Below are 25195 nucleotides of genomic sequence, written 5' to 3'. Positions count from 1 at the left end.
CTGTTACCCTATCAATACCAGAAAGAAGGTGCCGCCCATCAAGACTGTGATCTACCTCGATGTCCTGCTGCTGACGAATTTTGCGCTCACGCTGCTGTTCCTGCTGGCGGCGGGGCTGCTGGCCGGGGTGGATTGCCGGGCCGGGCGGCTGCTGTTGGGCGGGGCGGCGGGGGCAGCTTCCTCGTTGGCCCTGCTGGCCCCGGAAGCGCCGGACGCTGCCGCGCTCTTATATAAAGTGTCAACCGCCGCCCTCACGGTGGCCGCCGCCTACGGCTGGCCCGGGGGCCGATGCTTTGCCCGGCTTGTGGGGTGGTTCTGCGCGGGAAATCTGCTGCTGACGGGGACGCTGCTCCTGCCCGGGGCACAGACCAACAACGGCTGCATCTACCTGCCCCTCTCGCCGGGGGCACTGCTGGCGGGCGCGGGCGGGGTGGTGCTGGCCGTGCAGGGGGTGCTCCGCTTTCTGGGCCGGGGCGGCGGGCGGGTGTTCCCCGCCCGGCTCACCGTGGCAGACACAGCGCTGGATGTCCGGGCCTTCTGCGACACCGGCTTTTCGGTGCAGGAACCGCTTTCGGGCCGGGCAGTGGTGCTGGTGCGGTTCGGTGCCGTGCAGGGCCGCCTGCCGCCCGCTCTGGGTACTTATCTGGAGCAGCACTTTGCCGGGGCCGCTCCCCTGCCCGACCCGGCGCTGGGGGTGCGCCTTGTTCCCTGCACCACCGTGGCCGGGCACTGTATCCTGCCGGCTGTCCCGGCCAGCCTGTGCTGCACCGGCTCCTCCGCCGGGCAAGGCAGGGCCGAGCACCTCTATGCCGCCTTCGCCGACCTCCTCCCGCCGCCCGATGGGTGGGATGTGCTGGTGGGGGTGGAAGCCGGGGACCATTTTCAGCAAGCTCACCCTCTCAGTCACGACTAGCGTCGTGCCAGCTCCCCCAAAGTGGGAGCCCTTGGCAAATCGGGCCACTTCTGCTAATTACTTTTGCTCAAACTCTACCAAAATGCCAAAGCCTCTCCCTTCGGGAGAGGTGGCAATGCGTTAGCATTGACGGAGAGGGTTTACCCGTCAAAGGAGGAACCATCTTGCATCGTCTTATTTCACTTCTACGCCGCCTTTTCCTCTCGCTTCTTGCCCCTTCCGCCGCCCACTACATCAACGGCGGGCCCAGCCTGCCGCCGCCGCTGACACCGGAGCAGGAAAAGGCCCTGCTGACCCGGATGATGGCGGGGGATGCCGCCGCGCGCGATGACCTCATCACCCACAACCTGCGGCTGGTGGTCTACCTTGCCAAAAAGTACGAGAACAGCGGCGTGCCGCAGGAGGACATGATCTCCATTGGCACCATCGGGCTGATCAAGGCGGTAAACACCTTTACACCCGCGCGGAACATCAAGCTGGCCACCTACGCCAGCCGGTGCATCGGCAACGAGATCCTGATGTACCTGCGCAAAAGCTCCAACCGGCGGCAGGAGGCCAGCATCGACGAGCCCCTGAACACCGACGGCGACGGCAACGAGCTGCTGCTCTCGGACGTGCTGGGCAGCGACGAAAACCTTGTGGGCCTGCAATTGGAGCAGGCCGCCGAGCGCGCCACCCTCCGGCGCTCCGTGGAGCAGTTGGCCCCCCGGGAGCGGCAGATCATGGAGCTGCGCTTCGGCCTTGTAGACGGCGTGGAGCACACCCAGAAGGAAGCCGCCGATGCCCTTGGCATCAGCCAGAGCTACATTTCCCGGCTGGAAAAGCGGATCATCCGTCAGCTGAAAGAGGTGCTGGAGCGGGAATAACCGGCAGCTGGCTCACCCTCTCAGGCGCTAACGCGCCAGCTCCCCCAAAGGGGGAGCCAAGACTGCCCCAGCCTTTAGCACCTGCTTGCGGTTGCCCTGCCAAAGGCTCTCCCTTTGGGAGAGCTGGCATTGCGAAGCAATGACTGAGAGGGCGAGGCTGCTAACAATTCCCATGTATCTTCCCCGCCCTCTTACCCCATACTTCCGGTATCAACGTAACCGGAGGTTCGGGGGATGTACAACAAAGTGGAATTATGCGGGGTGGACACGGCCCAGCTGCCGGTGCTTTCCGAAGCGGAAAAGCGGCAGCTGCTCACCCGGGCGCGGGCAGGCGATGCCGCCGCCCGGCAAGCCATGATCGAGGGCAACCTGCGGCTTGTCCTGAGCGTGGTGCAGCGGTTCGCGCAGCGGGGGGAGAATCTGGACGACCTGTTTCAGGTGGGGTGCATCGGGCTCATCAAGGCCATCGATAACTTTGACCCGGCCCAGCCGGTGCGGTTTTCCACCTACGGCGTGCCCATGATCATCGGGGAGATCCGGCGCTTCCTGCGGGACAACAACGCCCTGCGGGTCAGCCGCAGCCTGCGCGACGCCGCCTACAAGGCCATGCAGGCCCGGGAGACGCTGGAAAAGCAGCTGGGCCGGGAGCCCACCGTGGACGAGGTGGCCCGGCAGGCAGGACTTTCCCGCCGGGAGGTAAACGCGGCGCTGGAATCGGTGGTGGAGCCCATCAGCCTGGAAGAGCCCCTTTACACCGATGGCGGCGATGCCATGTATGTCATCGATCAGGTGCGCGACCCGGACAGCGAGGACAGCTGGATCAGCGGGTTGGAGTTCCGGCAGACCGTGGCCGGGCTGACCCCGCGCGAAAAGCGGATCATGGAGCTGCGCTACCTCAAGGGCGAGACCCAGATGGAGGTGGCGCGGGAGATCGGCATCAGCCAGGCGCAGGTCTCCCGGCTGGAAAAGGCCGCGCTGGAGCAGTTCCGGCACAAATAAACAGGAGAGCGGCACAGGCCTCCCTGCACCGCTCTCCTACTTTTTGTATTTGCGTCTGGTCGCCGCCCCGCCCCGCAAATGACGCTCGGCCTTGTTGCGGGCCAGCACGGCCTGCACCCGGGCAAACAGGGCCGCATCCACGGCCCGCAGGCGGGTGGATACATCCTTGTGCACCGTTGATTTGCTGCACCCGAACGCCCGGGCGGCTGCCCGCACCGTGGCACTGTGCTCTGCAATGTACTCTCCCAGCAGCGCCGCCCGCTGCTCCGGCTCCACGTTCATCCGGTCACGCCTCCCCTGTTTGCGGTCTCCCTAAAAAATATGAGCCAGCGGCCGCCAATATGCCCGCCGGGGCTTGACATTTGGGCGCTGGCCGCTATACTGGGAGCTGGACATAAAAACAGGGGCGCTGAAAAGCTGAGATCCGCACCTGAGCGGAGTACCCTCGAACCTGATCCGGGTAATGCCGGCGTAGGTAGTTTGCGGAAAGGTCCACCCTCTTCACAAACGAAGCCCATGCGCCTGCCTTTTTGTGCGGGTGCATTTGTTTTTGTGTACTATTATCTGAGAAGAGGAATCTCCCATGTCAAAAACCTATTCCAAGACCCGCATTCTTGTGGAGTGCGCCCTGATGATCGCCATTGGCACCGTGCTGAGCAACATCAAGTTCTTCACCCTGCCCAACGGCGGCAGCGTTACCCTGCTGAGCATGCTGCCCTTTGTGCTGGTCTCCTTCCGCCACGGCGTGAAGTGGGGCCTGTTCACCGGCTTTGTCAACGGCTGCCTGCAGATGCTGCTGGGCTTCTGGGCACCCCCGACCCCGACCTTCCTGTATTTCCTGGGTGAAGTCCTGCTGGACTACCTGGTGGCCTTTATGGCGCTGGGTACTGCCGAGTTCTTTGCCCGTCCCTTCAAGAACCGGATGGTCGGCGTGGCCGTGGGCACCTTTATGGCAGGCTTCCTGCGTTTCATGTGCAGCTTCCTGTCCGGTGTGCTGGTCTGGGGCAACCTGAACGAAGGCCTGTCCGCCTGGACTTACAGCCTGGTTTACAACGGCAGCTATATGCTGCCCGAGACCCTGCTGACCATGGTGGCCGCCGTTCTGCTCTGCCGTGTGGCTCCGCAGATCTTTGACCGCCAGCACGCAAAGGCCTAACCCATCCTCACTTTGTTCCGCGCCCTGCCCGGCTCTATGCCCGGCAGGGCTTTTTGTTTTTGCAAACTTTTTCAAATTGGGTGTTGACAACCGCCCGCCCGGCTGGTATAATAACTCACGTCGCAAGACACCAACCAAATATGTGGGGGATTAGCTCAGCTGGGAGAGCGCTTGCATGGCATGCAAGAGGTCAGCGGTTCGATCCCGCTATTCTCCACCAAAAAAGCACTGTACTTCGTAGGAAGTATGGTGCTTTTCTTTTTTATTCCGGCAAAAAGATCAGGGATGCACCGCTCGCCATGCAGGCGGGCCAGTGACACCCCCGATCTCAAACGAAACCGTTATCCGATTTAACGCATGTAGTGTTTTCCGCGCCGCGCCGCCAGCTCCATGCCAAGGCCCGCCAGCGTATCTCTACACTGGCGGTCTTTTTATGGGCGCGGGTGGATTACGCAAGCCGCGCATCTAAAAAAGCCCCGCAGGGGCTTTTTTCCCCGCCGGACTGTTCGGCGGGTCGATGCTGTTCGAATCCACCCGCCTAGCCTCCGGGAAGGTTATTACAAAACAGAAACTCCAGTACCCGGTTCGGATACTGGAGTTCTTGGTGGGCGCGGGTGGATTCGAACCACCGAAGCTGAAAAGCAGCAGATTTACAGTCTGTCCCCATTGGCCACTCGGGAACACGCCCATATCCTATTTGCAGTCATCGCTGACTGCCTGTATATTTTATCATCTGAAGTGGCATTTGTCAACTACTTTTTCCACGGATTTTCTCTTTTTCTGTCGTTCTCTATTTTCCTGCGTTTTACCGCAATAAAAGCACTTTCTATAACAACAAAAGACCCCAAAACGTTTTCCGTTTTGAGGTCTTTTTGGAGCTGGTGACAGGAGTTGAACCTGCAACCCACTGATTACAAATCAGTTGCGCTGCCATTGCGCCACACCAGCATCGGTTACCTAGATAGTATACCACCAGCGGGCGGGTTTGGCAAGGCTTGATTTCTGATTCTACGGTTATTCCACGGTCACGCTCTTGGCGAGATTGCGGGGCTTATCCACATCACAGCCGCGCAGAACAGCCATATAGTAGGCAAACAGCTGCAGCGGAACGATGAGCTGCAGGGGCATCAGCAGGTCATCGTAGTCATCCAGACGCACCACATAGTCGGCCACGCCATCGGGCACCACGGCATCCCGGGTGGTGAAGAGCAGGACTTTTGCGCCGCGGCTCTTGGTCTCCTTGGCGTTGGAGATGGTCTTTTCGTAGACCTGCTTCTGGGTGGCAAGGGCGATCACCGGCACGCCGTCTGTTACCAGACTGATGGTGCCATGCTTGAGCTCGCCCGCCGCGTAGGCATCCGAGTGAACATAGCTGATCTCCTTCAGCTTCAGGCTGCCCTCCAGCGAGAGCGAATAGTCGAACCCGCGGCCGATGAAGAAGCAGCTCTGGGTATTGACGAAACGGCTGGCCAGATACTTGATCTGTTCACAATCGGCCAGGCGAGGCTTGATGACCTCCCCAGCCCGGAGCAGCTCTGCTGTCAGGCGGCGGATCTCGGCATCGGTCTGCATTCCCCGGGCGTAAGCCAGCCGCAGGGCGAACAGGTAGAGCACGCACATCTGCACCATGTAGGCCTTGGTGGAGGCCACGGCGATCTCAGGGCCGGCATAGGTGTACATGACATAATCCGCTGCGCGGGCAATGCTGCTGCCCACCACGTTCACAATGGCCAGCACCGGCACGCCCCGGCTCTTGGCCAGCTTGAGGGCAGCCAGCGTATCGCTGGTCTCGCCCGACTGGCTGATGATGATGACCAGATCCTCCGGCCGCAGAATGGGATTCCGGTAGCGGAACTCGCTGGCGATCTCCACCTGTGCAGGCACCCGGGCCAGCGCCTCGATGGCAGCCTTGCCCACCATGCCCGCGTGCATGGCCGTGCCGCAGCCCACCAGATGCACCGTGCCAATACGGCGCAGCCGCTCATCCGTCAGCTCAGGAACGCGCAGGTCGGGCAGACCGTTCTCCACACGGGGGCTCACCGTGGCCGTGATGGCCGCAGGCTGTTCGTTGATCTCCTTCAGCATGAAGTGCGGGTAGCCGCCCTTTTCAGCGGCTTCCTGATCCCAGTTGGCGGTCAGAACTTCCCGCTCCACCGGCTCCGCGAACTCATTGTAGAAGCGGATGCCGTCGGCGTTCACCACCGCCATGTCCCCCTCTTCCAGCACGCTGTACCGGCGGGTATATTTCAGCAGCGCCGGGATATCCGACGCAATAAAGTTTTCCTCTTCGCCCCAGCCCACGATGAGCGGGCTCTCCCGCTTGACCGCGAACAGGGTATCCGGGAAATCCCGGAACAGAACAGCCAGCGCATAGCTGCCCCGCACCATGGCCAGAGCAGCGCGCAGGGCTTTGAGGGGCTCTCCCTCATAGCAGCTGTCGATGAGCTTGACCAGGACCTCGGTGTCGGTCTCGCTCTCAAAGGTATAGCCCTTGGCCATGAGCCGCTCCTTCAGCACACCATAGTTCTCGATGATGCCGTTGTGGACGATGCTCACCCGGGGCGTGGAATGCGGGTGGCTGTTCACATCGCTGGGCTCCCCGTGGGTCGCCCACCGGGTGTGGCCGATGCCGCAGCCGCTCCGGGCCAGGGCCTCCACCGCCAGCCGCTTGCGCAGCTCCGCCAGACGGCCCTTGCTCTTGACCACCCGGATGCCGCCCTCCAAAGCCAGGGCCACACCGGCGGAATCATAGCCGCGGTACTCCAGCTTTTCCAGACCATCCAGCAAAACATCCTGTGCATTCCGTTTTCCAACATAACCAACAATGCCACACATACAAAACACCTCCATGCCGACAGCCCGGCGCAAAAAACGCGCGCAGTACAGCTGTCAGCCTCCTGTAACAGTTTATGTTCTTGTATGGCTTTCTTTGAGGGGATCTGTTACGGTATCACTGCCGATTTTTGCCCCTCTCTGCGGCTGGTATAGCCCATGGTCAGCCGGAGAAACATCCGCCGAAATTTTCGATGATTTCTCTCCTCGTCACCCTCACGGCTGTCACCCGTGTGGCCCGGCGCTTTGTGTCAACTGGTGGTAGACATCACTCCTCTCAATTAGAATCCTCTTAGACAAAGCCCTGCTATTAAACCCCACCGTCATCCCTTCGGGATGACACCGCCCCTACTAGGGGCGGCCTTGGCAGAGCAATACAGTTTGTGTATATAGGGAAACTTTACGAAATGCCAAGGGCCCCGCTATTAGGGGGGCTGGCGGGCGTAAGCCCGCCTGAGGGGTTTGACCCATTATCTTTTTCCCAGCATCTTATGCAGCTTCGGCCGCCACACCAGCTGATACACCTGCAGCAGGTTGTGGAGCGCCCGGTCATACAGCAGAAAGGCCACGTTGCCCATGGCAAGGGTGGCCAGCGAGACCGCCAGCGCGGTGGTCTTCAGCTCCTGCGAAATGCTGCCCGCAGGCACCAGCAGCAGCACCAGCCCGTACATGGCCAGCACGGCACCGTTGCAGAGCAGCAGCTTGCACAGCACCCGCACCAGCGGCAGACGAATGCGCTCAAACCGGGGCTTGACCAGTGGGTAATACCCCAGCAGGAACACAAAGACCAGTACCACCTCCTTATCCGGCACAAAGAGCAGGCTGAGCAGGCTCACCGCGCCGTAGGCTGTCAGGGCCATGGTCCTGCCGCACTCCACGCAGACCGTGGCGATGAGCAGGCTGGCCACCGCCGGGGCAATGAACATCAGCACCGGCACCACAGCCCCCAGCAGCATCAGGGCCACGCTCAGGGCAGCAGCCATGCCGCAGTAGGCCATCGCCCAGCTCTTGCGGGCCTTCACGGCAGCTCCCAGCGCACGGGCTGGTTCTCCGGGTCCAGCGGCTCCACCGCATGGCGCAGGCCCAGGATCATAATATTGTCGATCAGGCTCTTGTTCAGCTTGACATCCAGCATCCCGTAGGCGCGCACCAGATCGTTTGCCGCAGCCAGCGACTGCCGCCGGGCATTTTCCAGTGCAGCACCGGGGTCCTCGACACCATTGACCAGATACACATTGTACCGCTCGGCCCGCTTGTCATCGGCCACACGGCCCGCCTTATCCAGCAGGTAGAACACCCGCCCGATGCAGCTGCCGATATAGCGCATACTCTTGCGCTGGCTGTTCTCATCGGTGGCAAGCGTGGAGTAGAGCGCGCCGTAGATGTTGCTCATAGGCTCGGCAACCTCGGTGTAGTTCTTGGCGTTCAGGTTCATCTGAACGATCGCCTGCTCCTGCTCCTGTTCAAACAGCCGTTCCAGCGCGGGGTTCTCCTGCACGGCCTTTTCGTAGGCGCGGCGGAGCAGGATGCGGTCGATGGTGCGCTTCACCCGCTGTTTGAAGGGCAGTTCGTCACTGCGGCGGTCCTGCAGCTTATGCCAGCCCAGCAGCACCTCCACCTGCGCGGCCAGCCGGATGCCCTGGGTCTGGCACATCATCGGCCTCCAGCAGAGTGTCCAGGGCAGGCGCACCTTTTTGCAGGTCGCCTCCCGCCCGGCCAGGCTGTCTGACAGCAGTGCGAACAGAACCCCGTTGTGCTGCAGCTGACTGCACGAGTAGAGCCCGTAGGTCGTGTTCAGCTGATACTGCACGCCCCGCAGGTACCATTGGTAGATATTATAATCCCGGATGGTAAGTTCCGGAAGATAAGGCCGCATCCGACCGTCCATGTCTTTTTATTCTCCTGTTTACTTTTTCTTGAATTCGACGGTACGCTTCCCGTCAAAGCCCTGCTTGGGCATCGGCTTTGCCTTGTGCTCAAACTTGGGGGCCTCGTAGTACATATACAGCTGGCAGGGGATCATACCGTTGTACATCTTGCGGCGCTTGTTGGCGCGCTTGCCGTAGTGGCTCTCAAACTCCATATCGGCAGTGATGGCGTACAGGCCCGCGCAGGGATGCTCGGCCATCTGCTGGCCCAGGGTGCGGGCCAGCTTGGCGGCACCCTCGATGGTGTTCATCCGCTCGCCGTACGGGGGATTGGTCAGAACGATGGCTTCGGGCTTTGCCGCAAAGTCAGCAACATCGGCCACCTCAAAATGGCAGCGCTTTTCCACACCGGCCAGCTTTGCGTTGGCATTGGCCAGTGCCACGGCGGCGGGGTCGATATCGTAACCAAAGGCCTCAAAGCCCACATCCAGCTTGGACTCCGCCAGCACTTTCTGGCGCTGCTCGGCCCAGAGGGAAGCGGGCACGAAGCTGTAACGCTCGGCGGCAAAGCGGCGCTTGAGGCCGGGGGCAATGTTCATGGCCTTCTGGGCGGCTTCGATCAGCAGAGTACCGCTGCCGCAGAAGGGATCTTCCACCAGACTGTCGCGGCGGACACGGCCCAGGTCGGCAATGGTCGCGGCCAGCGTCTCACGGATGGGGGCCTCCATGGCGTTGCGGCGGTAGCCGCGCTTGTGCAGGCCCTCGCCGGTGGTATCCAGCATGATCTCGCAGACATTCTTGCGCAGCATGAAACGGATCTTGTACTCCGCGCCGGTCTCGGGCAGAACAGAGGTATGATGCTTGTTCATCAGGCGCTTGACCACAGCCTTTTTGATGATGCTCTGGCAGGCAGGCACGCTGGTGAGCTGGCTGTTCAGGGAAGAGCCGGTCACAGGGAAAGCGGCATCGGCGGGCAGCAGCTCTTCCCAGGGGATGCTGTACACGCCGTCAAACAGCTCATCGAAGGTGGAAGCGGGGTAGGTGTTGAGGAGCAGCATCACGCGCTCCACCGTGCGCAGGTTCAGGTTGGCGGCAGCGATCATCTCCGGCCCGCCCGCAAAGGTCAGGCGGCCATCCCCTACCCGGATGTTTTCGGCCCCGATGCGGGTCAGCTCAAATTTCGCAGTTGCCTCGCAGCCAAAGAAGCAGGGTGCGATCAGTTCAAATTTTGCAGGCATTCTGGTTCCTTTCTTGTCCGTGGGCGTTGCCGCACCACCAAAAAACAGGCCCGCCCCGCTGGGGCAGGCCAGGTTCGTTCTATGGCTCAGCGGCCGCGGCGGGAGCGCGGTGCATAACCGCCGCCGCGGCGGTTGTTGGTCTCGTGGTCGAGGTCGGCCATCTTTTCCTCGCTCTGGCTCTTGAAGCGGCTCATCATATCCTCAAAGCTCAGGTTATCGCTCTTGGCCGGGGCCTTGGGCTGCCACACACGGGGGGCAGCGTCCCGGGCAGGGCCGCGCCCGCCCTCACGAGGGGGCCGTCCGCCGCCGCGGGAATTGCCGAAATGGCCGCCCTCGCGGGGGCCGTTCTGGCGCGGGCCGCCGGGCCGGGGCCCACGGTCACTGCGCGGCTGACGGGGTGCCGGCGGCAGCAGCCGCTTGATGGACAGCGCGATCTTGCCGTCCGGTGCAATGTTGATGACCTGCACCTTCACAGCATCGCCGTCGTGCAGCACCGTGTTGATATCCTGCACATATTCATTGGACACCTCGGAAATGTGGACCATGCCCGATTTGCCCTCAGGCAGCGCAACAAACGCGCCAAAGGGCTTTACGCCGGTCACACGGCCTTCCAGTACGTTCCCTACCTCAATTGCCAAAACTCAATACTCCTTGCTCTCTTTTTGTGGGGGCACCGGGTCTGTCCGCAGAGCTGCCCGGCGGGGTGTGCCCTCAGTTGCCGGTCACATCCACAAAGATGCGCTCGTTGGGGGCTGCGTAGTTGTAAGAATCCCGGGCGACCCACTCGGTCACATCGTCGGCATCGCCGCTGAGGATGCGCTTCATCTCCTCGTTCTGGGTCTTTTGCTGTTCGATCTGCTCGTTCAGCGTCTGCAATTCCGCACGCCGGGAGCTGATGGACACCTGATTGGAGATGTAGGCCACCAGCATACTCAACAGCAGCAGAATGAAGAAAAGACGAAGGATCGTCCGCACAAACGGGCTGCGTCTGCGCTTTTTCCGGGTGGTATTTGCCATTTTTCAGCGCCTCCTGTGCTCAGCAGGCCCGAAACGCCTGTACTCTTACTTTGATACGTTAGAATTATACAACAACCGCCGTGTGCTTGGCAAGTTCTTTTTCGGTTTTTTTGCGCTTCTTTTTTGCGCGCGGCGCGCTCCGGCCTGCTCCGCCCGGTTTTTGCGGGCTGCTGCCAGCGGCTGCAATGCCCGCCGGGCCAGCCGGAGCGGCCCCGCCACCAGCCAGAACAGCCCCTGTTCCAGTGCCTGCAGGGCAGGCCGCAGAAGCCGTTCGGCCCCAAAAGCACAGAGAAAGGCGCTGCCCGGCATATACCACCGCAGCACGCCCCCGGCGCTCAGGGCGGCGGCATAGCTCTGCAGCCCCAGCAGGACAGCCCCCACAAGGGCCATATCCGGCAGGAATGCCGCCCGCCCCCTGACCGGAAACACCGCGCGCACGCTGCCCAGCACAAGGCCCAGCAGGGCGCAGGCAGCCGCCTCCTGCCCGATGAGCGCGGGCGCAAGGGCCGGTGCCATCAGCGGAGCAGCCGGGACAGAAAGCCGCCCGGGGTGCGCGCGGCGGTGTACTCCACCGTGTCGATGCGGCCCGTCAGCTTCACTTCCCCGCTGTCGAGGTCGAGGCTGGTCACGTTGAGCTGCGCCCCGGCCAGCTGCAGCACGCCCCGGGCTGTTTCAATGGCGGCGCTCTCCGCGTTGCACTGCAGCACCCGCCTGACTCCTGTTACCGTCAGCTTTTCCCGGTTCTCCAGGATGAGGTCGCTGTTCCCCGCCTGCTCTGCCATGCACCTCTCCCCCTTCTGGTGAAGGTTATGCAAACAGCTTGCGGGATAGAACCTCTCCGTCAGCCCTTCGGGCTGCCACCTCTCCTAATAAGCGAGGCAAGGATGCAGCAGCATAAACCTGGCTCCCCTATTAGGGGAGCTGGTGCAAAGCGCCTGAGAGGTTATTCCGAAATGATCTCGTACATCTCCCGGGCCACATCCTTGGTGCGTGGCTCCACATCAGAGAGCACCTTTACCTTGATGGGCCGGTTGCCGAAGGTGACCTCGATGATGTCTCCTTCCTTGACCGCCTGGCTGGCCTTGGCGATCTTGCCATTGATGAGGATGCGGCCCGCATCGGCCACCTCATTTGCCACGGTGCGGCGCTTGATGAGCCGCGAAACTTTCAGGTATTTATCCAGTCTCATGTTATGATCCTCCAGAAAAGCAGTCCTTCTCCATCATTGCGCTTTGTCCACCGCCGCACCTCCGGACAGGGGAGCCGGCAACGCGAAGCGCTGACTGAGAGGTTTTACAAAAAAACCGCCGGAACCACTGCGGCCCCGGCGGCAAAGATCAAACTTACAGGGTATCCTTCAGAGCCTTGCCCGGCTTAAAGACAATGCTCTTGGAGGCAGCGATGGTGATGGGCTCACGGGTGCGGGGGTTGATGCCCTGGCGCTCTGCACGCTCACGGATCTCAAAAGTGCCAAAGCCGGAGATGGTGATCTTCTCACCCTCAGCCATTGCCTTGCTCAGTGCGTCGAAAGCGGCGTTGACAGCCAGCTCGGCGCTTTTCTTGCTCATCTCGGTGTTTGCTGCAACCTGTGCGATCAGATCGGTCTTGGTCATAATGGGGTACCTCCACAAAATTTTACTCAGCTTTTTCTATCAGACAGTGGCAGGGCGTTCCTGCTCGTCTGAATCTTCGGTCTTTTGCAGCAGCTCCTGACGGAACCGCCCGGATGCAAAGGTCAGGGCCTCTTCCGCGTCCACACCGGCCAGCCGCATGGCATTGGCCGCTGCAAACAGCAGCGCCCCGGCCCGCTCGGCGGCATTTTCCGGCACTGCTTCCTCCCAGCCGCGCTCGGCAGCCTTCAGGGCAGCGGCGGCATCCTCTGCCGTCTGCGCAAACGCGCCCTTGCGGGCGGCACGCTTCTGCATCTTCTGGGCATACATCAGGGCGGGCAGGGTGGCTGGAACCGTGTTCAGCTCATCCGCCAGCGTAGTGCGGCCCTTTTCCTTATTTTTGAGCGCATCCCAGCTGTTTATACCGGCATTTTCAGCCGCCGAAGAGGCAAAGATGTTCGGGTGCCGGAACACCAGCTTCTCGCACACCTCCCGGCAGACCTGCTCGAAATCGAACCGGCCCCGCTCTTCCTCAATGACGGTATGGAACGCCACCTGCATCAGCACGTCGCCCAGCTCCTCGCGCATCATGGCTGCGTCGTCGGCATCAATGGCTTCCAGCGCCTCGCAGGTCTCCTCCAGAAAGTTCTTCCGGATGGATGCGTGGGTCTGCACCTTATCCCAGGGGCAGCCGTTTTCTCTGTCGCGCAGAATGCGGATGATCTGCAGCAGATCCTCCGCCGTGTAGCGTTCCCGTTCGGGCCAGTCCTGCATGGGTGCACTCCCCTTTCCTCTGCTCAAAAACCTGAGCTCGATTGTACCGCAGAATCTGCGATTTTTCAAGGGGACAAGCGCATTTTCCGGCTTTTCATTTCAATTGTTTCCAGAATTTTCACACTTTGCCCTGTTTCTGTGCAGAAAGGGCGGCATCCCCCTACGGGGACACCGCCCTTTCAAGGCTTTTGCGTTACAGCTGTGCGCCGCACTTGTTGCAGAACAGCGCATCCTCAGAGACCGGCGCGCCGCACTGGGGGCAGGTCTTTTTGTCCGTGTCAGGCTTTTTGTCCTTTTCCACGGTCGGCTCAATGGTGATGCCGCCGCCCTCGGCGGGCTCCTCGTCCAGATCGTGGGTGATGACCTCGGCAGCGGGGCCAAGGCTCTCCTTGAGGGCGTTCAGGTTGGCCTCGATGCTGCCGATCATCTCGATATACTTATCCACAAGGGGTTGGTTCTCCTCGTTGCCCTTGGCCAGGCTGTAGACCAGTGCACCCAGCTGACGCTGTGCCCGGGCAAGCTTGGTCTGTTCCGAGACGATCTTTGCCTGCGTTCTGCCGTGCTCTGCCAGATCCATGGCGGCATTGCGGCCCTTTTCCGCATATTCCAGACCCATTTCCTTGATCTTATTGAAATCCATAATGACACCTCTCTTACGGGCATTAGCCCTGTGTGTGCTGTCAGATGATGGTTTCATTATAGCGCACTCAGGCACTGATTGCAACGAATCCACCGCAACTTTTACAGTTTCGTGCGGATTTGGAAACAATTTTTTCGCATTTGAACAAGAGAATGGAACATTTTCCCCGCAGAGCGCGATTTTATTTTACGGCACTGCCGTAGAACTCCCGCAGCATACTGTCGGCGGGCAGAAGCTCCAGATCCAGCGGGACCACGTGCTCAAAGCGGCGGGCAGTCTCGTCCCAGAGCTCTGCGTTGTGGCCCTCCAGCGTGAACTGGCGGCGCACGATGCCCAGCAGCCTGGAGATCAGGCCAAGCTCATAGGTAAAGGAGGTGTCCAGCAGAAAGTCCGCCGTGGTCTTGAAGCCCTTGATATACCGGGTCTCGCCGTCCAGCACCCGATCCCACATGGCAAGGGTCTTTTCGGGGCTGCGGCCCCGGGCGGCAGCGTCCCGCAGGGTGCGGCGGCACAGGCGGATGTCCTGGGTGTTGATGACCCGGCGACCGTCGATGGCATATTCCTCCCGCAGGCCGGCGTAGATGCGGTAAACATCCTCCGCAGGCACAAGGCCGGTGAGCTCCGGGTTCAGGGCATGGATGCCCTCCACGATGCAGACACCGCCCTGCAGGTCCACGGCCTCGGTCTCGTCGGAGCGCCGCTCGTTGGCAAAATCGTAGATGGGCAGGGTGGTCCGGCCCGTCTCGCTCAGCTCATGCAGGCACTGCCGGACAAGGGGCAGGTCCATGGTATCGGGGTTTTCGTAATCCAGGGTACCGTCGGGCAGGCGGGGGTAGAACTCCGCCCCACGGAAAAAATTATCCAGGCTGACCACATGGGCGTATGTTCCCTGCCGGATCAGCTCTTCGGCCAGCTTGTGGGCGCTGGTGGTCTTGCCGCTGGCCGACGGGCCGGTGAGCATGACGATCTTGGTGCCGGAAAGGCGCACCTTTTCGGCGGCGTACTTCACGCGGTCGCGGTAGCTCTGCTCACTCAGGGCGGCAAGCTCCTGCGGACTGCGGGCGGCAACGTTGTACAGCCCGACTTCAACCAGACGTTTCGGGACCCAAATCGTGATCATAAAAATCAGCCACTCCTTTTTTGCGCTCCAGTACCTCCGCAAAGCGCTGGATATACTCTGTCGGATACTTGAAATTGAAGATGCGCTGCATCCGTCGGCCGCCGTCGGCCACCAGCTTGGTGCTGCCGCCTGCTCCGGCCGAAAGGATGGTCTGGACTTCCTCCATGATATAGATATTATAGTACCCCTCATGGCCCGGCTTGCACCAGCCCACATTTTCCAGATTCTGCAGGGTGTTTTTCTGACGGTAGAGATAATAGGGGCGATATCCTGCATCGGCCAGCAGCTGGCATTTTTCCAGCATAGCCGCTACATCTGCGTAGTCGTTCTCCTTCTGGTCCTCGATGACGATGCGGGAGGCCCGCTTGAGGGTCAGGGTGTGAACGGTGATGTTCTCGGGGTCCAGCGCGATGGCCTGCCGCAGGCTGTGCTCAAAGCCCGCGACCGTATCGCCGGGCAGGCCCGCGATGAGGTCCATGTTGATGTCCTCATGGCCCGCCCTCCGGGCATCGGCATAGCAGTCCAGGATATCCTGCGCCGAGTGCCTGCGGCCAATGCCCGCCAGCACCTCGTCCGAGAAGGTCTGGGGGTTGATGGAAATGCGGGTGGCACCATACTCTTTGATGACAGCCAGCTTTTCGGCATCGGTGCAGTCAGGGCGGCCCGCCTCCACCGTGTACTCCACCACCTTGGAGAGGTCAAAGTTCTCCCGCACCGTACCCATGAGCTGGCGGAGCTGGTCAGCGGACAGGCTGGTGGGGGTGCCGCCGCCGATATAGATGCTGCACAGCTTCAGTCCTGCCTTGTCGGCCTGCTCCCGGATGGCCTCCACCTCTCTGCACAGGCAGTCCACATAGGGCTGCACCAGCTTGCGGTCCCGGTCAAGGTTGCAGCTGACAAAGCTGCAGTAGCTGCACCGGGAGGGGCAGAACGGAATGCCGAGATACAGGCTGTACGTCTTGGGGGCGCTGCCCAGCTGCAGGATGGGCTCCTGCAGGTCGGCGATGGCCTTGGCCATGTCGTACTTCTGCCGGGAGCAGTCAAAACGCTCCAGAAAGAACCGGTCGATATCAGCTTCGGTCCAGCCCGCGGCCCGCTTGTCGTGGATGAGCCGCACCGGGCGCACGCCGGTCATCTTGCCCCAGGGCGGGCGGATGCCGGTCCAGCTCCGCAGCAGGTCATAGGTCAGGCTGGCAAGGGTGAACTCCACCGTCTCGCCGCCTGCTTCCACGGGGCGGGGCAATGGAGCCGCCGCATCCCTGCTCTGGCCCTGCTCCCGCACCATGGCGTACAGACTATCCTCTTTTTTCTCGGCCCAGACACAGTCCTCGCCCTCTTCCGGCGGGGTGAGGGTGAGCGGAGCCATAGGGTAAAACAGGCGCACCAGATGCTCCACCTCGTAGCCGGAGGGCAGGCCGGTAATATAAATCTTCATGTTTTTCTCTCTTTATCCTTAAAAATCCGCATTCCCACCGCGCAGGGCGCTGCGGATATAGAAATTGTTCGCCAGTTCCTCGCCAAGGGTGGAAAAATCCCCGTGGCCGGGCAGCAGCTGGGTCTCTTTGGGGATGGGCAGGCCCGCCAGCTTGCGCAGGCTGGCATCCATTTTCTGCATATTGCCGCCCTCCAGATCGGTGCGGCCAATGCTGCCCTGGAACACGGTATCGCCCACAAAGAGGTAGTCCCCGCACAGCAGCACCACACCGCCCTCGGTATGGCCGGGGGTGTGCCAGACGGTAAAGGTCAGCTCATCCACGATGAGCTTTTCCCCCTCCTGATAGCCGCTGTCCACACTTTTCAGGGGAAAGAGCTGGCTGCCCCTGCAGTCGGCAGGCTCACAGTAGATCCTGGCCTTCCACTCCCGGCTCAGCACCCCTGCACTGCCCACATGGTCATAGTGGCCGTGGGTGCAGAGGATGGTGGTGAGCGTCGCGTTGTTCTCTTTGAAAATTTTATCGTACTCCTGCACTTCGGCGGCGGGGTCAATGACCACTGCATGGCCCGCTTCGGAGATCAGGACAAAGCTGTTGGTATAAAGCGGCGCAGCGCCGAGAAGATGAAATGCTTTCATATCCTATATCCTTCTAACTATTCAGATGTTCCGGCTTTGCCGGGGGCGGGCCGTTACGAGTGGTGCGCCCACTCGTCCGTGTCGATGACAATGGTACAGGGCCCCTCGTTCACCAGAGACACCTGCATATCCGCGCCGAAATCGCCGTGCTGCACGTCCCTGAGGCCCTGCCGGTTCATCTCGGCAAGGAACAGCTCGTAGGCATCCACCGCAAGCGGGGCCCGGGCCGCTTTGATAAAGCTGGGGCGGTAGCCCTTTTTCGTGTCGCCGTAAAGCGTGAACTGGCTGACCACCAGTGCCGAATAGCCCAGGTCCTTTGCACTGAGGTTCAGCTTGTCGTTTTCGTCCTTGAAGATGCGCAGGCCCGCGCACTTATCCGCCAGCTTGGGCACGATGTCCAGCGTATCGGTATCCCGGACACCCAGCAGGATGACCAGGCCGGGGCCGATGGAGCGGGGCTCCCCGCCGTTGACCCGGACAGAAGCGGAGGACACTGCCTGAATGACTGCACGCATGGTTTAACTCCTTGTCACTTTGAGCACATCCTTGACCTTGGACAGACGCGCCACCACGCGGTTCAGGTGCTCGGTATTGTTGATGCCGATGGTCAGGCTGACCACGGCGCAGTTGTTTTCTACCTGACGGGCGTTCATGGTGTAGATGGGCACCCGGATATCGGCCAGAGCGCTCAGCACATCCCGCAGCAGCTCGTTGCGGTCCAGCGCCACGATCTCAAGGCCGGCCTTGTAGCTGTCCTTGACGCTGTCGGCCCAGTAAGCCTTGACCCAGCGGGGGGCGTTGGTGGGGTCCTTCATGCTGGAGATGGCATTGACACAGCTCTGCTTGTGGATGGACACGCCAAAACCGCGGGTGATAAAGCCCACGATGGGGTCGCCGGGCAGCGGACTGCAGCACTTGGCGAACTTGATGGGGGTGTTGTCGAAGCCCTCCACCACCACACCATCGGTGGCGTGGACCTTGCTCAGATCCACCTTGGCCAGCTGCTCGTTCTTGCCCTCCTCGCTCTTCCGCTTCTGCCACTCTTCCTTCAGCTTGGGCAGGCAGTTGGCAATGGTGATGCCGCCGTAGCCGATGGCGGCATACAGCTCCTCGGCGTTGTTCTGGCGCAGGCGGCGGCAGCAGCTGCCGATAAATTCATCCAGCTCGTCGTCGGGGATGAAGATCATCTCCCGGCGCAGCTCCCGGGCCAGCGTGTCGCGGCCCTCCTGGATGTTTTCCTCCCGGCGCATCTTCTTGAACCAGTTGCGGATCTTGCTCTTGGCCTCGCTGGTACGCACGATCTTCAGCCAGTCGCGGCTGGGGCCCTTGTCCGCCGGGCCGAGGATGACTTCAATGATCTCGCCGGTGGAAACAACGTGGTCAATGGGCACCATCCGGTTGTTGACCTTGCAGCCCACCATCCGGTTGCCGACGGCGGAGTGGATGGCATAGGCAAAGTCGATGCAGGTGGCACCCGTGGGCAGGTTGATGACATCGCCCTTGGGGGTAAAGGCAAAGACCTCCTCGGGCAACAGGTCGCTCTTCAGGTCATGGAGCAGGTTGCCGGAGTCCTCGCTGACGCGCTGGTTTTCCAGCAGCTGGCTGACCCAGGCCAGGCGCTCGTCCAGCTTATCGTGGCCATCCAGCCCTTCCTTGTACTTCCAGTGGGCGGCAACGCCGTACTCTGCCTGTTCATCCATCTTGCGGGTGCGGATCTGCACCTCAAAGGGGATGCCCTCGTGGCCGATGACGGTGGTGTGCAGGCTCTGGTAGCCGTTGGGCTTGGGGGTGGAGATATAATCCTTGAAGCGGTTGGGCAGCGGGTGGTACATATCGTGGATGAGGCCCAGGGTGCTGTAACACTCAGCCAGCGTATCCAGAATGACACGGACGGCATAGATATCGTAGATCTCATCGAAGGACTTGTTCTGCATGATGGTCTTGCGGTAGATGCCGTAGATGCTCTTGACGCGGCGCTTGATGGTGGCACCCTCGATGCCGCTCTCCTTCAGCCGCAGCTCGATGACACCGGACACTCTGGCAAGGAACTCCTCCCCTGCACGCTCGCTCAGCATCTTGCTGATCTCCTCGTAGCCCACAGGGTCAAGGTAGTGCAGGCTGCGGTCCTCCAGCTCCTCCTTGACGTTCAGGATGCCCAGACGGTTGGCGATGGGGGCATAGACCTCCATCGTCTCACGGGCCTTGTCGCGGCGCTTCTGCTCAGGCCAGGCATCGCCGGTGCGCATATTGTGGAGCCGGTCGCAGAGCTTGATGATCATCACGCGGACATCCCGGCTCATGGCCAGCAGCATCTTGCGCAGGTTCTCGGCCTGCAGCTCCTCGATGTTGGAGAACTGGATCTTGGTCAGCTTGGTCACGCCGTCCACCAGAAGGGCCACTTCCTCGCCAAAGGCAGCAGTCAGATCCTCCAGCGTGGTGGGGGTGTCCTCCACCACGTCATGGAGCAGGGCGGCGGCAATGCTCTCCGAATCCATGCCCAGATCCAGCACCAGGCGGGCCACGGCCAGCGGGTGGCAGATGTAGGGCTCGCCGCTGCGGCGGCAGACCCCGTTGTGCGCCTTGTTGGCAAGGTCATAGGCCTTGGTGATCATCTCCATGTTGTAGGCCTTGCCGCTGGCCTTGATGGCCTCGCAGAGCTTCTCCCAGGTAACGATCTCAGGCCGCACCTCGCTTGGCAAAGTACCCTCGGGCGCATCGGCCGGCAGGGCCGTGGCGTTCACGGTAGACACCTCCGGCACCGGCTGATGCAGATGCGTTTTTGCGGAGTAAAGATCCTCCGCCGGTTTCTTTCCCTCTGGCATATTTTTACTCCTCCAGACATTTCAGGATGGGGGCATCGGCCAGGTTCTTCTTGCCTGCCGTGGGAACCAGCTCCCAGAACTTTGCCCCGCCGCGCTCCACGGCGGCGATCAGGCCCACCTGTTCCAGGGCCGTCAGGGCCACCAGCGTTTTGCCGGTGTGCTCCTCCCCCAGCTTTGCAAACAGGGGCTGCATATCCTCGGCGTGCCAGCGCCGGGCCTGCAGTTCCCGGTAAACGGTAATGATATCACTGCGCTCCGGTGCGATCAGGGCGCGCTGCTGGGCAGTCAGCGGACTGCCGCGGCGCAAAGCCTGCACCAGCGCGGTCTGCTGGGCAGCGGCGTTGCCAAAGCCCGCCGGGTGCAGCTCCAGAATGCGGCCCGAAAGCTGCGCGCCCCGGGCGGCCTCGTAAACAGAGAGGCTCAGGGCCGCGTCCACCACATCGCCGGTGGCATAGGGCAGCTGCTCCGGGTGCATCCCGAACCAGACCGCATAGATGCAGGCATTGCCCTGCCGCAGGCGCAGGCGGCAGTGCCGCCCCTCCGAGACAGGGTAGACTCCCTCCACCACAGCCTTTTCCAGCAGGAACACCGGGGCGGGGTTCTCGGCACCGTAGGGAGCCAGCTGGTCCAGCCGCCGGACAGATTCCACGGTGATGCGGTCAAGATGGATGGACAGGTCGCATTCCAGCGGCGGAGTCACCAGCACCGGGCACTCCCGGGCAGCCCACTCGTTCAGGCGGCGGCGCAGCTCCGGCAGATTCTCCTCCCGTACCGAAAGGCCCGCCGCCATGGCGTGGCCGCCGAAGCGGAGGAGAAGATCCTCACAGGAGGCAATGCAGGCGTGCAGGTTGAAACCCTGCACACTGCGGCCGCTGCCCTTGCCCTCGCCGTGCTCATCAATGGACACCACGATGACGGGACGGCCGGTCTTTTCCACCAGCCGGGATGCCACGATGCCAATGACTCCAGGATGCCAGTCCCGGCCCCAGATCAGGATGACCCGGTCCTCCAGAATGGCGGGCTCGGCCTCCAGCTGGGCCTGCGCAGCCTTGGCGATCTCGCCCTCGGTCTCCTGCCGGGCGGCGTTGATCTCGTTCAGTTTATGTGCCAGCTCGGCAGCGCGTTCCTCATCCTCACACAGCACCAGCTGCAGGGCGGTCACAGCGCTGTCCATCCGGCCCGCCGCGTTGATGCGGGGGGCAATGGCATAGCTGACATTCTCGGCAGTCACGGGCTTGCCGCCCAGCCCCACCTCATCCAGCAGGGCCAGAAGGCCGGGCCGGTCAGAGTGCTGCAGCAGGTGCAGGCCCGCCTTGACCAGAGTGCGGTTCTCGCCGGTCAGGGGCATCACGTCTGCCACGGTGCCCACGGCGGCAAGGTCGCCGCAGTAATCCAGCATCTCCTCGGGCGGGCAGCCGTCCAGCGCGGCACAGAGCTTGAAGGCCACGCCTGCGCCGCATAGGCCCTTGAAGGGGCTGGTATCATCGACGCGGCGGGGGTCCACCACGGCAGCGGCCTTAGGCAGAGTATCATGGGGCAGATGGTGATCGGTGACGATCAGGTCCACTCCCAGTGAAGCCGCAAACTCAGCCTCCTCCAGCGCGGAGATGCCGTTGTCCACCGTCACGATGAGCTGGTATCCCTTATCGTGGATGGACTGGATGGCATTTTTGGAAAGGCCGTAGCCATCCCCTTCACGGCTGGGCAGCATACACTTGACGTTGGCTCCCATTCCCTTGAGGTGCTGGTAGAGCAGGGCGGTGGCGGTCACGCCGTCCACATCGTAGTCACCAAAGACAACAATGGTCTCTTCCCGGTCAATGGCATCGAGAATGCGGGCACAGGCCTTGTCCATGTCGGTCAGGAGCATGGGGTCGGTCAGCTCTTCCTCGCCCGATAGCAGGGTCAGGGCCTCGGCGGGGTCGGTGATGCCGCGCGCGGCCAGAATGCCTGCCAGCAGGCCCGCCTCTTTCTGCTGGGCAGCCAGCGTCATCTGATATTTTTCCTCGCTCCACGGCTCCCCATCCATCGTTTCCATGGCGCGGCTCTCCAGCTCCTCAGTGCTCTGCTGGGCAATGGCCGCGGTCAGTTCCTTCAGGGCAGAGCGGTCCAGCGGCTTCAGGTTCCAGGCCCGGTAGGTCGTCATAACAGTCCCTCCCCGGTCAGGCCGTCATTGGCCAGCATTCCCTGCAGCGCGGCGATCTCGCTGGAAACATCCATGGCAACGTCAGAAAGCAGGTTATCATACAGGTTGCTGTAAGCCTGATTCAGGGTGTGCAGGATGCCCGCGATATCCCGGCGGATGGTCTCTGCATTTTCGCCCTGCTGGCCCTGCACATCGTTGTAGGTGTGCAGCAGCTTCAGGGTGGTGGGGATATAGTATTCCGCAAAGCGGCGGGCCTTGGGCAGGCTTTCCGGGTGCGCTTCCAGCCACTCGCAGATGGCGGTGGTGGTCTTTTGCATCGTTTCCAGCTCTTCCCGGCCCTGTGCGTCCTGCATGAGCTGCTGCTCCTGCTCCAGCACCTTGGCAAAGCGGCGGGCCGTTTCGAGGTTGAGGGGCGTTTCCGGCGCGGCCTCCTGCTCCGGCTGCGGAGCCGGGCAGGCGTGCTCTGCGGCGAGGGCCTCCTGTGCGGCGCGGTAATCCTCCGCCGTCAGGTACACAGTCTCCGTTTTCTCATCCAGCCATGCATTCAGCCAGCCCTTACGGATGCTTTTTTTCAGCCGCTTGAGCGTTTTTTTCTTCTTCTGGTGGGTCAGGTCGGCCAGCATCTCCACCGGCAGGCCCTTGCCGCCGTCCATGCTGTTGGCAAGGTCGGCCAGCTGGCCCATCTGCCTGCCCGCTTCCCTCTGGGAAACGCCGCAGGCCGCCATCCAGCCAAAGCCCGCCGTGGCAAGAGCCAGTGCACTGCTGATGATGCCAAGCACGTTGTAGGCGGTGTTCATAACGTAGTCCGTGCCCGTCATCAGGATGCCGCCGCCCTCAGCAGTCGACACCACAACGTCGCCCAAAGCAGCCGGCGAAATAAAGCCCAGCCCGATGAGGCAGCCCACTGCGCCCAGCCCGAAAAGCACCGCAAAGGTGATGCCCACAGCCAGCAGAGCCACGCCCGAGTTGTAACGCTCCTTGGCGCATTTCCGCAGCTTTTCCACCGGGGTCAGCTCCGGGCGCGATGCAAAGAAATTTCTGGCCCACTGGGGCATTCCGGCGTACTGCTCTGCCGTGCCGCCGTTGGCATGGGCCTGCCGCTGGCTCTGGTAGTAGCTGTCCCGGGCCTGCCGCATGGCCTTGCCCGCCTCCGAGATGCCGTAATTGGCCGCATGAACAGCGGCCTTGCCCACATCAAAGGCGCGGTCGCCGATGTCCATGCCCCGGCCCTCAAAGCCATGGGCAAAGGCATCGGACATGGTGTCGCCAAAGGCGCGCAGCTGCTCTTCCAGCTCCTGCTGCACCTGTTTTCCCTCGTTTTCTTGTGTTGTATCGTTTTCACGATGGTTCATCTATATTTCTCACCCTTCTGCCGGTGCATACCGGCCGATGATCGCACGGGCGACCCGCAGGCCGTCCACGGCGGCGCTCATAATGCCGCCCGCATATCCGGCCCCCTCGCCGCAGGGGTACAACCCCGCCAGCTGGGCCGATTCCAAGGTCTCCTCCCGTTTCAGCCGCACGGGGCTGCTGGTGCGGGTCTCAAGGCCCGTGAGGATGGCTTCCGGTGCGGTGTAGCCCGCAATCTTGCGCTCGTAGGCACGCAGGCCCGCCCGCAGGGTATCGGCCAGCTCCCCGGGCAGCAAAGCTCCCAGATCCGCAGCCACAACGCCCCGGTCATAGGTAGGCTCCACCCGGCCGATGTTCAGCTGGCCTTTGCCCTCCAGAAAGCTCTGCACGTTCTCAGCCGGGGCCGCATACGCCCCGCCCCGGCGGCCTGCAGCGTAGGCTTTTGCCTCCAGCTCCCGCTGGAAAGCGATGGCCCTGCGCGGGTCGCCCGCAAAATCCTCAGCTCCCACGCTGATCACCACCGCCGCGTTGGCGTTTTTGCCGTCCCGGGCGTGGTAGCTCATGCCGTTGGTGACCACGTGGCCGGTCTCGCTGGCCGAAGCCACCACCTGACCGCCGGGACACATGCAGAAGGTGTACACGCACCGGTCTCCCACATGCTGGGAGAGCTGATACTCACCCCGCGGCAGGGCCGGATGCCCGGCAGCCTCGTGGTACAGGCTCTTCTCGATCTCACTCTGCAGGTGTTCTGCCCGGAAGCCCACGCTGAAGGGCTTGCACTCCAGCACAAGACCGCTGTCCATCAGCATCCCGAAGGTGTCCCGGGCCGAGTGGCCCACGGCAAACACCAGCGCTTCACAGGGGAAGGTCCCGCCGGTGGTAAAGATGCCGGTCAGCCGTCCGTTCTTCTGCTCAAAACCGGTGAGGACCGTGTTGAAGTGCACCTCGCCGCCCAGAGCTTCGATCTCCCTGCGGATGGAGGTGATAACGCCCCGGAGCAGGTCGGTGCCCACATGGGGCTTCTGCTTCCAGGCGATCTCCGCCGGGGCACCGTGCTGCAGAAACACCTCGGTGACAAAGCCGCAAAGCTCATCCCCGATGCGGGTGGTCAGCTTGCCGTCCGAAAAGGTGCCTGCGCCGCCCTCGCCAAACTGGATGTTGGCGTTGGGGTCCAGCTCGCCGGTGGCAGAGAAGTGCTCCACCGCCTTCACACGCTCGTCCAGCGCCGGGCCGCGCTCCAGCACGATGGGCTTGTAGCCCTGCCGGGCCAGCAGCAGCGCCGCAAACAGGCCCGCCGGCCCCAGCCCGCAGACCACAGGCCGGTGGGGCAGGCGCTGGGTGCCGTTCTGAACGCTGAGATCCGTTTTGCCGCGGATAGCAACGCAGGGCGAGGCCCCTGCATACGCAGATTCCTCACCCTCGTCCTTGAGCGTTACCGCTATGGTATACACCAGCTTTGGCTGCCCGTGGCGGGCATCCACCGACAGCCTGGCCACGCCCAGATGGGCCGCCTTGCTGCGGGGGATGCGCGCCAGATGCAGCGCTTTCTCGAATGCCTGCGGCTCCCCGGCAGAGAGCGGCAGGCGGATATCTCTTACTAGTATCATCTATCAAGTTTCGCTTTCTATTTTCAGCCTCCTCACCCTCTCCGTCATTGCTAACGCAATGCCACCTCCCCCAAAGTGGGAGGCCTTGGCAATATTTGCAAACTTCATCTTTATGCCAAGGGCTCTCCCTTCGGGAGAGCTGGCGAGCGAAGCGAGACTGAGAGGG

The 25195-nt window shown here is 62.0% G+C and carries 25 protein-coding genes, 3 tRNA genes and 1 riboswitch; of the genes, 5 read left to right on the top strand and 23 right to left on the bottom strand.

Translation table 11 applies throughout. The annotated features are described in order from the left end of the window. The first annotated feature begins 28 nt into the window (after nt 1–28). From P0G09_RS00890 to sigG, 3 genes are all read left to right on the top strand, one after another. Nucleotides 29–913, top strand: coding sequence for a sigma-E processing peptidase SpoIIGA (locus tag P0G09_RS00890; RefSeq protein WP_275251686.1), 885 nt, complete (start codon nt 29–31; stop codon nt 911–913). A gap of 176 nt (nt 914–1089) precedes the next feature. Then, the gene (locus tag P0G09_RS00885) at nt 1090–1779 is read left to right on the top strand and encodes a sigma-70 family RNA polymerase sigma factor (RefSeq protein WP_197037331.1); all 690 of its coding nucleotides are present in this window, start codon (nt 1090–1092) and stop codon (nt 1777–1779) included. Between the two features lie 234 nt (nt 1780–2013). Continuing rightward, nucleotides 2014–2778 carry an RNA polymerase sporulation sigma factor SigG gene (gene sigG / locus P0G09_RS00880; RefSeq protein WP_097770583.1) on the top strand — a complete coding sequence of 255 codons (765 nt, stop codon included), beginning with the start codon at nt 2014–2016 and terminating at the stop codon, nt 2776–2778. A 36-nt stretch (nt 2779–2814) separates the two neighbouring features. Here sigG and P0G09_RS00875 read toward each other — a convergent pair whose 3' ends face one another. Beyond that, nucleotides 2815–3060 (bottom strand): sporulation transcriptional regulator SpoIIID, encoded by a 246-nt coding sequence (locus P0G09_RS00875; protein ID WP_005932131.1) that lies wholly within the window; start codon nt 3058–3060, stop codon nt 2815–2817. Nucleotides 3061–3170: 110 nt separating this feature from the next. Next, nucleotides 3171–3273, top strand: a riboswitch (TPP riboswitch). Nucleotides 3274–3361: 88 nt separating this feature from the next. Between P0G09_RS00875 and thiT the strand changes: the two genes are divergently transcribed. Together thiT and P0G09_RS00865 are read left to right on the top strand one after the other, a co-directional pair. Then, a complete protein-coding gene (gene thiT / locus P0G09_RS00870) occupies nt 3362–3934 on the top strand; it encodes an energy-coupled thiamine transporter ThiT (RefSeq protein ID WP_005932129.1) in 573 nt (190 codons plus the stop codon). A 144-nt stretch (nt 3935–4078) separates the two neighbouring features. Next, nucleotides 4079–4154, top strand: a tRNA-Ala gene (locus P0G09_RS00865). 382 nt (nt 4155–4536) lie between these two features. On the opposite strand, the gene P0G09_RS00860 is transcribed toward P0G09_RS00865, so the two are convergent. The 22 genes from P0G09_RS00860 to P0G09_RS00755 all read right to left on the bottom strand — a co-directional run bounded on the left by P0G09_RS00860 (nt 4537) and on the right by P0G09_RS00755 (nt 25029). Continuing rightward, a tRNA-Tyr gene (locus P0G09_RS00860) sits at nt 4537–4622 on the bottom strand. A gap of 185 nt (nt 4623–4807) precedes the next feature. Next, nucleotides 4808–4882: transfer RNA gene (locus P0G09_RS00855), tRNA-Thr, on the bottom strand. A 66-nt stretch (nt 4883–4948) separates the two neighbouring features. Beyond that, complete coding sequence (glmS, locus tag P0G09_RS00850) at nt 4949–6769, bottom strand: glutamine--fructose-6-phosphate transaminase (isomerizing) (RefSeq protein WP_173016437.1); 1821 nt, start codon at nt 6767–6769, stop codon at nt 4949–4951. 467 nt (nt 6770–7236) lie between these two features. Further along, on the bottom strand, nt 7237–7788 hold the full coding sequence (locus P0G09_RS00845) for a hypothetical protein (RefSeq protein WP_275251685.1): 552 nt from the start codon (nt 7786–7788) through the stop codon (nt 7237–7239). Beyond that, nucleotides 7785–8654, bottom strand: a complete 870-nt coding sequence (locus P0G09_RS00840) for a DUF5685 family protein (protein WP_275251684.1) — start codon at nt 8652–8654, stop codon at nt 7785–7787. The genes P0G09_RS00845 and P0G09_RS00840 overlap by 4 nt, the downstream gene beginning before the upstream one ends. Before the next feature lie 18 nt (nt 8655–8672). Beyond that, on the bottom strand, nt 8673–9872 hold the full coding sequence (locus P0G09_RS00835; protein ID WP_275251683.1) for a class I SAM-dependent RNA methyltransferase: 1200 nt from the start codon (nt 9870–9872) through the stop codon (nt 8673–8675). Nucleotides 9873–9958: 86 nt separating this feature from the next. Further along, the gene (locus P0G09_RS00830; RefSeq protein WP_097772496.1) at nt 9959–10510 is read right to left on the bottom strand and encodes a S1 RNA-binding domain-containing protein; all 552 of its coding nucleotides are present in this window, start codon (nt 10508–10510) and stop codon (nt 9959–9961) included. 73 nt (nt 10511–10583) lie between these two features. Then, nucleotides 10584–10889 (bottom strand): septum formation initiator family protein, encoded by a 306-nt coding sequence (locus P0G09_RS00825; RefSeq protein ID WP_098922849.1) that lies wholly within the window; start codon nt 10887–10889, stop codon nt 10584–10586. A gap of 45 nt (nt 10890–10934) precedes the next feature. After that, on the bottom strand, nt 10935–11405 hold the full coding sequence (locus P0G09_RS00820) for a hypothetical protein (protein ID WP_275251682.1): 471 nt from the start codon (nt 11403–11405) through the stop codon (nt 10935–10937). Then, nucleotides 11405–11671 (bottom strand): YabP/YqfC family sporulation protein, encoded by a 267-nt coding sequence (locus P0G09_RS00815; protein WP_005933464.1) that lies wholly within the window; start codon nt 11669–11671, stop codon nt 11405–11407. Before P0G09_RS00815 ends, P0G09_RS00820 begins: the two co-directional genes overlap by 1 nt. Before the next feature lie 161 nt (nt 11672–11832). Then, nucleotides 11833–12078 carry an RNA-binding S4 domain-containing protein gene (locus tag P0G09_RS00810; protein WP_005933461.1) on the bottom strand — a complete coding sequence of 82 codons (246 nt, stop codon included), beginning with the start codon at nt 12076–12078 and terminating at the stop codon, nt 11833–11835. Nucleotides 12079–12232: 154 nt separating this feature from the next. Continuing rightward, nucleotides 12233–12502, bottom strand: a complete 270-nt coding sequence (locus P0G09_RS00805) for an HU family DNA-binding protein (protein ID WP_005933459.1) — start codon at nt 12500–12502, stop codon at nt 12233–12235. A gap of 39 nt (nt 12503–12541) precedes the next feature. Then, nucleotides 12542–13273 (bottom strand): MazG family protein, encoded by a 732-nt coding sequence (locus P0G09_RS00800; protein WP_099357222.1) that lies wholly within the window; start codon nt 13271–13273, stop codon nt 12542–12544. A gap of 193 nt (nt 13274–13466) precedes the next feature. Then, nucleotides 13467–13913, bottom strand: coding sequence for a zinc ribbon domain-containing protein (locus tag P0G09_RS00795; protein ID WP_275251681.1), 447 nt, complete (start codon nt 13911–13913; stop codon nt 13467–13469). Nucleotides 13914–14094: 181 nt separating this feature from the next. Beyond that, on the bottom strand, nt 14095–15033 hold the full coding sequence (locus P0G09_RS00790) for a nucleoside kinase (RefSeq protein WP_005933447.1): 939 nt from the start codon (nt 15031–15033) through the stop codon (nt 14095–14097). Continuing rightward, nucleotides 14999–16468, bottom strand: coding sequence for a coproporphyrinogen dehydrogenase HemZ (hemZ, locus tag P0G09_RS00785; protein ID WP_275251680.1), 1470 nt, complete (start codon nt 16466–16468; stop codon nt 14999–15001). Before hemZ ends, P0G09_RS00790 begins: the two co-directional genes overlap by 35 nt. An 18-nt stretch (nt 16469–16486) precedes the next feature. After that, nucleotides 16487–17104: an MBL fold metallo-hydrolase gene (locus P0G09_RS00780; RefSeq protein ID WP_275251679.1), complete on the bottom strand. Its 618-nt coding sequence runs from the start codon at nt 17102–17104 to the stop codon at nt 16487–16489. A 53-nt stretch (nt 17105–17157) separates the two neighbouring features. Next, nucleotides 17158–17619 carry a D-aminoacyl-tRNA deacylase gene (gene dtd / locus P0G09_RS00775; RefSeq protein WP_275251678.1) on the bottom strand — a complete coding sequence of 154 codons (462 nt, stop codon included), beginning with the start codon at nt 17617–17619 and terminating at the stop codon, nt 17158–17160. Between the two features lie 3 nt (nt 17620–17622). Then, a complete protein-coding gene (locus P0G09_RS00770) occupies nt 17623–19926 on the bottom strand; it encodes a bifunctional (p)ppGpp synthetase/guanosine-3',5'-bis(diphosphate) 3'-pyrophosphohydrolase (protein ID WP_275251677.1) in 2304 nt (767 codons plus the stop codon). A gap of 4 nt (nt 19927–19930) precedes the next feature. Next, the gene (gene recJ, locus P0G09_RS00765; RefSeq protein ID WP_275251676.1) at nt 19931–22072 is read right to left on the bottom strand and encodes a single-stranded-DNA-specific exonuclease RecJ; all 2142 of its coding nucleotides are present in this window, start codon (nt 22070–22072) and stop codon (nt 19931–19933) included. Beyond that, nucleotides 22069–23424, bottom strand: coding sequence for a 5-bromo-4-chloroindolyl phosphate hydrolysis family protein (locus tag P0G09_RS00760; RefSeq protein ID WP_275251675.1), 1356 nt, complete (start codon nt 23422–23424; stop codon nt 22069–22071). The genes recJ and P0G09_RS00760 overlap by 4 nt, the downstream gene beginning before the upstream one ends. A gap of 9 nt (nt 23425–23433) precedes the next feature. Continuing rightward, nucleotides 23434–25029: an FAD-dependent protein gene (locus tag P0G09_RS00755; protein WP_275251674.1), complete on the bottom strand. Its 1596-nt coding sequence runs from the start codon at nt 25027–25029 to the stop codon at nt 23434–23436. Between the last annotated feature and the right edge of the window lie 166 nt (nt 25030–25195).

It is taken from the genome of Faecalibacterium sp. DFI.5.82 (assembly GCF_029076575.1).
GTDB lineage: Bacteria > Bacillota > Clostridia > Oscillospirales > Ruminococcaceae > Faecalibacterium > Faecalibacterium duncaniae.
Note: the sequence above shows the minus strand (reverse complement) of the source record. Positions and strands in the feature narration are given on the sequence as shown.